Origin of the sequence: Sulfuricurvum sp. (genome assembly GCF_028688295.1) — a bacterium.
Lineage (GTDB): Bacteria > Campylobacterota > Campylobacteria > Campylobacterales > Sulfurimonadaceae > Sulfuricurvum.
In genome coordinates, this window is sequence record NZ_JAQTYM010000085.1 from 1 (window position 1) to 7,827 (window position 7,827).

At 44.8% G+C, this 7,827-nt stretch carries 7 protein-coding genes; 6 read left to right on the forward strand and 1 reads right to left on the reverse strand.

The window, feature by feature from the left end:
- The first annotated feature begins 115 nt into the window (after positions 1 to 115).
- Together PHR02_RS12200 and PHR02_RS12205 are read left to right on the forward strand one after the other, a co-directional pair.
- Positions 116 to 862, forward strand: coding sequence for a DUF1566 domain-containing protein (locus PHR02_RS12200; RefSeq protein ID WP_299992417.1), 747 nt, complete (start codon positions 116 to 118; stop codon positions 860 to 862).
- Between the two features lie 93 nt (positions 863 to 955).
- Positions 956 to 1,507 (forward strand): hypothetical protein, encoded by a 552-nt coding sequence (locus tag PHR02_RS12205; protein WP_299992419.1) that lies wholly within the window; start codon positions 956 to 958, stop codon positions 1,505 to 1,507.
- Between the two features lie 91 nt (positions 1,508 to 1,598).
- Here the strand turns inward: PHR02_RS12205 and PHR02_RS12210 are convergent, their stop codons facing one another.
- Positions 1,599 to 1,757, reverse strand: coding sequence for a hypothetical protein (locus PHR02_RS12210; RefSeq protein ID WP_299992421.1), 159 nt, complete (start codon positions 1,755 to 1,757; stop codon positions 1,599 to 1,601).
- Positions 1,758 to 1,840: 83 nt separating this feature from the next.
- Here PHR02_RS12210 and PHR02_RS12215 point away from each other — a divergent pair, with 83 nt between their 5' ends.
- The 4 genes from PHR02_RS12215 to dnaE all read left to right on the forward strand — a co-directional run bounded on the left by PHR02_RS12215 (position 1,841) and on the right by dnaE (position 7,757).
- Positions 1,841 to 2,203, forward strand: coding sequence for a hypothetical protein (locus PHR02_RS12215; RefSeq protein WP_299992422.1), 363 nt, complete (start codon positions 1,841 to 1,843; stop codon positions 2,201 to 2,203).
- A 241-nt stretch (positions 2,204 to 2,444) separates the two neighbouring features.
- Positions 2,445 to 3,710 (forward strand): malic enzyme-like NAD(P)-binding protein, encoded by a 1,266-nt coding sequence (locus tag PHR02_RS12220; protein WP_299992424.1) that lies wholly within the window; start codon positions 2,445 to 2,447, stop codon positions 3,708 to 3,710.
- Positions 3,711 to 4,157 carry a DUF188 domain-containing protein gene (locus tag PHR02_RS12225; RefSeq protein ID WP_299992426.1) on the forward strand — a complete coding sequence of 149 codons (447 nt, stop codon included), beginning with the start codon at positions 3,711 to 3,713 and terminating at the stop codon, positions 4,155 to 4,157.
- Positions 4,158 to 4,217: 60 nt separating this feature from the next.
- Positions 4,218 to 7,757 (forward strand): DNA polymerase III subunit alpha, encoded by a 3,540-nt coding sequence (gene dnaE / locus PHR02_RS12230; RefSeq protein WP_299992428.1) that lies wholly within the window; start codon positions 4,218 to 4,220, stop codon positions 7,755 to 7,757.
- Positions 7,758 to 7,827 lie beyond the last annotated feature (70 nt).

Consider the following 7,827-nt stretch of genomic DNA (forward strand, 5'->3'; position numbering starts at 1 on the left):
GAAATAAAATTATATTATGCTGAAGTAAAAGGTACATAAGTGCCTTGAGAATCAAGAATAATTTCTACTTCAGTGACATAAAGAGTGATTAACATTCATGGAATGGTGGCATAGTGTGAAAAACGTTAGTCTGTTTTTGATTTTGATGGTTGCGACTTCGCTCAATGCGGGAGTTTTTCTATCAGAGAGTGAAGAATACACGCAAGAGGGTGTTTCAAATTACTGCCGTGAGCATGGATGGCGGCCAATGCAAATAGAGGAGATTTTCAATCTTCCTAGCGCGACTCCATTTGTACCGGGATTCAGCTATTGGTCTGCGACCAATATTATGACGGGTGAAGCGATTATCGGTACTGGTAGTGAAGGGGACGGGGGAGTTCTAGCGCATGTAGGATTGGCGTATTATGCCAAAGAACGGAATGTCACACCATCTCCGGAAAACAAAAAAATAGCCGCAATCTGTACCGATGCTCCGCCGCCAAAGCAAATACGGAACTATACGCTTGAGAAGCTTGGGACAAAAGATGCACAAAATAGTTTACTCTGGCATTCGCTCGATGCAACCGATAAAAAAGCAAAATATACATATGAAGGTGCGGTTGAGATGTGTCAAAATCTCTCATTGGGGGGAAGAAGCTGGCGATTGCCAACACTCGATGAGATGTATAGTACTGTAGACTATAGTTTTAGCCGTCCGACCATAGATATGAAGTATTTCGGCCCTGTAATGCAGCGATATTATTGGACGAGTGACACTCTAAACGAAAATTCGGCTTTTGTGGTCGGATTCAAACTCGGCTCTGTAGCCACTGTGTCTATGAAAGAGGATATCTATACTCGCTGTGTGAGTGAGTTGGAATAGATAAACATTTGGGATAAGTATTGATTTTGATTCCTCTTGGAGGAATGTACAAACATCTGAAAGAGCTTATCAAGTTCTTCAAAAGTCATGTTCTTGAAAGAATTTTTATCCATCAAAGGTGTTGATATGAATAATGAGATAGAAGTACTTTGTCCTAGTCCTAAATGTTCGAAAGTAACGACGGGATATTTAGAATCCACAGCTTGCCAATGCGGACAGGAACTTACGTCAGATAGTAAGCCTACAAAATATATTAAAAAGCCCTGGATTGTTATATCGACTACGGTAGCTTTTCTATCGGGTGTGGTTGGTACGGTCGGTGGAGAATATTACTTAGTGAAAGACAATCTATCTAACGAAAAAATGGCACAAAGTCATACACCCAATCGATATTCCATTAACGATGAATATTTGATCTTGAACAGTTGTATTTCCGAAGATCAAAGACCTCTTCAGTATTCATACCTCTTTCAAAAAAAAGCGATTTGTGTTTGTGCATTGGAAAAAACTCAACTGATATATAGCACAGCAGATTACAAACAAAATTATTCTGCTTTTTTGAAAACATTCGAAACAAAGGCAAATGAATGCATGGATACGAATGCTTCTGCTGCTGAACCAGCAGCAGAAGCATTATCCTATTGATTATTTTCCTCTTGGAGAGCAATTACCTCTACCGCCTCCAGATGGATTTCCTGTTGTGCTTGGTCCGTTAGGTGGTGTGCATCCGCCTGATTTAGCCATTTTTTCCTCCTTTTGATGCGTTGTGTTCAGCTGCACGTTGTGCGCGACTTGTGAAACTATCTTTAGAAACTTTACCATCATTAATTCGGGCTTCTTTTGACTGAATGCGTGCAAGAGCAGCCTTTGTCATAGGGTTTGATTTGGTAGCCATTTGGGCTCCTTTTAGTTTATTCCTAAACATGCATTTAGGTTAATGACATGATAGAATTACTGATCGGGACAAATGGGGACAAAATGAATGAAGTTGAACTGAAGCAACAAGAGTTAAAGAAGTGGATTAAAAAGCTTTTTAAATCTCAGAAAGATTTTGCACAACAGTACTACATGGAGACATACGTCAATTATGATGATGAAGACCTGGAAAGATTCTACGAAGCATTTAAGGGGCATTTGAAAAGAAAGACGACGGATATTGGAGTCATTTCAAAATATTTAAAATTCCTTTTCGACTCCCAAGAGTTTAGAGATTCGGAATCTATCAAACCAGAATTTTATTTTTTAAATGAATTGAGTAATGATTTTAATTTGCGAATGAAAAAGATTTCCAAAAAAATAACTGATCATCTTATTGAAAGCAATGCAAAAAATATTTCTTAGAAATATGATCTTATGTTATTCTGAGTAAAATATCAATTAAATAGAGATGTATGCAGACTATAAAAATTTACAAAAATATGATTTTTTGTCAAAATCATTTTTATACAGTTAATAGGAAGTAAAATGAAATTAACATCAATTAAGTTTAGTTTAATCCTTGGATTTAAATTGGGTTCCGTAGCTACGGTAAACAAAACTGAGAGCGCCTATGTGCGCTGCATTTCAGAATAAAGGGGAATAATTGAGTCACGACAGCGCATTAAATGAAAGAGCATTGGTTTATCATGAACATCCCCAACCGGGAAAAATAGCAACACAGATAACCAAACCGTTTGTCACTCAAAATGATTTGAGTTTAGCGTATTCTCCTGGAGTTGCGGCTCCGTGTTTGGAGATTCAGAAAAATCCTGCGGATGCGTATCGCTATACGGCAAAAGGAAATCTCGTTGGGGTTATCTCAAACGGTACGGCAGTATTGGGGCTGGGTAATCTCGGAGCGTTGGCGTCAAAGCCTGTAATGGAGGGGAAAGCGATCCTTTTTAAAAAATTTAGTGATCTTGATGCGTACGATATCGAAGTTGATGAGACCGATATTGACCGTTTTTGTGATACGGTTGCCGCCATCGCTCCAACATTTGGTGGGATTAATCTCGAAGATATCAAAGCCCCTGAGTGTTTTGATATCGAGCGTCGTCTGATCGAGCGTCTCGATATCCCTGTAATGCATGATGATCAGCATGGTACGGCGGTGATTTCACTCGCGGGTATTATTAATGCTGCACAGATCACAGGACGGTCCTTGGAAACGATGAGAATTGTTATCGTAGGGGCAGGTGCTGCGGCAATCAGCTGTGGACGGATTTACCGTTTTATGGGGGTTCGTGAGATTTATATGTCTGATTCAAAAGGGCTTATCCATGCGGGGCGCAGCGATCTAAACGCACAAAAACTCGAATTCGTGGCTCCTGAGGGGATGACACTTTCTCAGGCATTTGAACATGCTGATGTCGTTGTCGGATTATCAGCTCCGGGGAGTTTTACGGTGGAAGATATCTCCAAAATGGCTCCCAATCCGATAATCTTTACCCTTGCCAATCCGACTCCGGAACTTTTTCCTGATGAGGTTCGCGCTGTGCGTCTTGATGCGATTATTGCAACCGGACGGAGCGATTATCCGAACCAAGTGAACAACGTTCTCGGTTTCCCTTTTATCTTTCGCGGAGCGATGGATGTGAGAGCTAAAACGATTAATATGGAGATGAAAGTAGCCGCTTCTCATGCATTGGCAGCATTGACACGCCAAGAGATACCGGAGTATCTCAATGCACTCTATGGAACAACGTTGGAATTTGGTCGTGAGTATATTATCCCTAAACCGTTTGATAAACGGCTTATCGTCGAAGTATCTGGCAGTGTGGCAGAAGCGGCGGTGAAAAGCGGTGTAGCCCGAATCGAGAATTTTGATCTTGATGCTTATAAAATAAGCCTCACTAAGCGACTTGGGTAAATGAAAATTCTCGTTGACGCCGATGCATTTCCTAATGCCCTCAAAGAGATCCTCCTTCGTGCGGTTTTAAAACGTCAAATTACCACTATTTTTATCGCAAACAAGCGTATCGGAATTCCCGACGTTTACCATGTTTCGATGGAGGTGGTAGCACAAGGTCCCGATGAAGCCGATCATCGTATCGCTGAGCTGTGTGAAGCGTGTGATATTGTTATCACGGCGGATATCCCTCTGGCAGATCGGATCGTGACCAAAGGCTCAGTCGGGCTCGATCCGCGCGGGACGATTTATGATGAGAACAACATCAAACACCTTCTAGCGATGCGCAATCTGATGGAGGAGCTACGTAACAACGGAGAGATCACAGGCGGCCCGAGTGCTATCGGAGAAAAGACGGTAAGGGCGTTTGCGGACGGACTGAATCGGTTGCTCTCTAAACGAATTTAAAAGCTCCCCTTTACCCTTTAGACATTATAATCTTTTTACTTTTTTTCAAGGCATTTTTTTATGAGCACAGTTCCCCCGTTTACCCATCTTCATCTCCATACTGAATACTCTTTACTTGATGGTGCAAACAAAATATCCGCCTTAGCCTCACGGGTAAAAGAGCTGGGGATGACCTCGGTGGCGATGAGCGATCACGGGAATATGTTCGGAGCGATTGATTTTTATCAGCAGATGCGCGGAGCGGGGCTTAAACCGATCATAGGGATGGAAGCGTACATCCATAACGGTGAAGATTTGGGGGATAAGACGATCAAACAGCGTTTTCACGTTTGTTTGTTTGCCAAAAACGAAGCGGGTTATAAAAACCTCATGTACCTCTCATCCCAAGCCTATATCAACGGCTTTTACTACTTTCCCCGTATCAACAAACAGCTCCTTCGCGAGAACTGCGAGGGGATCATTTGTACTTCGGCGTGTTTGCAAGGGGAGGTGAATTGGCATCTCAATACCAACAGCGAGCGTAACGTTAAAAACGGGGCGTTAGGATACGATGAGGCGAAACGGATTGCATTGGAGTATAAAGAGATTTTCGGGGATGATTTCTACATGGAGATTATGCGCCATGGGATTGCCGATCAGCTTTTTATCGACGAGCAGGTGATCCGTATTTCCCAAGAGACGAATATCAAACTCATCGCCACCAACGACACCCACTACACCTATGCGGGTGATGCCCAGTATCACGAAGCGTTTATGTGTATCGGGATGAATAAACTCTACGATGACCCCAAGCGTATGCGCCACTCCGTCCATGAGTTTTATATCAAATCTCCCGAGCAGATGGCACGATTGTTTGCCGATATCCCAGAGGCGCTTTATAACACCCAAGAGATCGTTGAGAAGTGTCAGTTGGAACTGAAACTCGGAAACCCGACCCCGCCGAATTTTAAGTTTACGACCGAATACGCTCTCGAAGAGGGGCTAACTATCGAAGAGGATTCGGAGTACTTTATCCACCGTTGCCGAATTGGTTTGGAATTACGCCTCGAACACGTTCCGAGTGAGCGTCATACCGAATATCGTGAGCGGCTAGAGTTTGAGATGCAAGTTATCAATCAGATGAAATTCCCCGGCTATATGCTTATCGTTTGGGATTTCGTCCGTGAAGCAAAACGGATGGGGATTGCCGTAGGACCGGGGCGGGGATCGGCGGCGGGGAGCCTTGTCGCCTATAGTCTTGAGATTACCGATATCGATCCGATGAAATACGACCTCCTCTTTGAGCGTTTTCTCAATCCTGAACGGGTATCGATGCCCGATATCGATATGGACTTTATGCAAGCACGTCGCGGTGAGATCATCGATTACGTCGTTCGCAAATACGGGCGTGAGCAAGTCGCGCAGATCATCACGTTCGGTTCACTGTTAGCCAAAGGGGTTATCCGCGATGTTGCGCGTGTTTTGGAGATGCCCCTCTCACAAGCCGACATGATGGCCAAACTGATTCCCGATGAGTTAGGAATCACCCTCAACGGTAAAACCAAAGGGGGAGAGTTCAAACCCGGAGCGTTCCAAAAAGAGCCGAAGATTTCCGAACTGATCGATAGTGATCCGCAGATAGCGCGGGTGTGGGAGTTTTCGAAAAAGCTTGAAGGGCTTAAACGCAATGCGGGGATGCACGCGGCGGGAGTCGTAATCAGCAACGAACCCCTCTGGAAGAAAACCCCGATCTACAAGCCCTCGGGGGAGGAGACGTTTGTCACTCAGTATTCGCTCAACTATCTCGAAGACATCGACCTGATCAAATTCGACTTCTTGGGTCTTAAAACCCTCGACGTTATCGACAACGCGATCAAACTGATTAAAAAACGGTACGACGTCGAGGTGAACTGGCATAAAATCGATGAGAATGACCCGAAAGTGTACGAGATTATCCAAAGCGGTGACACGATCGGGATGTTCCAAATCGAGAGTTCGGGGATGCAGGATTTGAACAAACGGCTCAAACCCAGCGTGTTCGAGGATTTGATTGCGGTACTCGCCCTCTATCGACCGGGACCGATGGAATCGGGGATGTTGGATGACTTTATCGAACGTAAACACGGTCGTCAGGCGATCACGTACGTGTTTGCCGCACTGGAGCCGATCCTAAAACCAACCTATGGGGTCATCGTTTACCAAGAGCAGGTTATGCAGATTGTTCAAACTATCGGGGGGATGAGCCTCGGCGGAGCGGACATCGTTCGTCGTGCGATGGGTAAGAAAAAACTCGAAGAGATGCAAAAATACAACCGTGAGTTTAGTGAAGGGGCGCAGCAACAGGGGCTAGACTACCAAAAAGCCTCTGAACTCTTCGACCTGATCGAAAAATTTGCCGGATACGGGTTCAACAAATCCCACTCGGCGGCGTACGCGATGGTAACGTTCCAAACCGCGTGGCTCAAAACCTACTACCCGCAAGAGTTTATGGCGGCACTTCTCACGTCGGAAAAAGACAACACCGACAAAGTCGTCAAATACATCGACGAAGCCAAACGGATGAAGATCTTCCTCGGCGCTCCCGATATCAACCACTCACAGCTCGAATTCTCCGCGATTACCAAAGACGATCAGGATCAAATCCTATTCGGTCTAGGAGCGATCAAAGGGGTCGGGGAAGCGGCGGTCGAGTCGATCCTCGAAGCACGGAGTGAGGGGGAGTTCAAAGATATCCAAGACTTCACCAACCGTATCGAGCCTCAAAAAGTGAACAAACGGGTGATCGAGTGCATCATCAAAGCGGGGGGATTAGATCATTTCGGCTACTCCCGACGTGCGTTGTTGGAGCAGGTCGAAACCCTCGTCGAAACGGCTAAAAAAGGCTCGTCCCTCAAAAAAGATGCCCAATTCAGCCTTTTCGGGGATGATGAAGAGGTGACGGCGGTCGAACTGAGTCTCAAAAATATGGAAGAGTTTGATCTTAAAACCCTCCTCGATTTCGAGAAAGATACTCTCGGCTTCTACGTCTCCGGTCATCCACTCGATAACTTCCGTGAGCAAATCGACGCGATCAACTATACCCTATCATCCGAAGTGGAAAACATCGAGGACGGTTCCACTGCCATCTTTATCGGTAAAGTCGAAACGATCACGAAAAAGATGTCGAAAAAAGGGTCCATGTTCGGACTTGTCAGTTTGATGGACTTCCACGGCAATATCGAAGTGATGCTCTTTAGTGACAGGGTAGAGCAACTTGAAGCGATGGATCTCGATGAGCCGATTGCGTTCAAGGTCAAAGTAACCCATACCGAGATGTTCACCCGCATCAGCGTCACCAAAATCATGACCCTCAACGAAGCGAAAAAAGAGGCGAAAAAAGTAGAGACCAAAATCGTCGAAAACCTCCCGCCGCAAGAACCGTTACAACTGCGTATCCGCCTCAGTGACAACCTTGAGACGTTAGAGAAACTCTATACCCTCGTCCGCCGTCATCCGGGACGCCGTGAGATCAAACTCACCATCGTCTCGAAACTCGCCGACGTCGTCATCGATTCGGCGATACGGGTGGATAACAAGGTGATCGAAGAGTTAAGTGTGTTGGAAGATGTGGATGTGATTTAATCTAATCCTTGCAATATCTTCCTTTTTTATTAAAGGGGAGTTTTTGTTCTTTCTTAATTTTATGATTAAT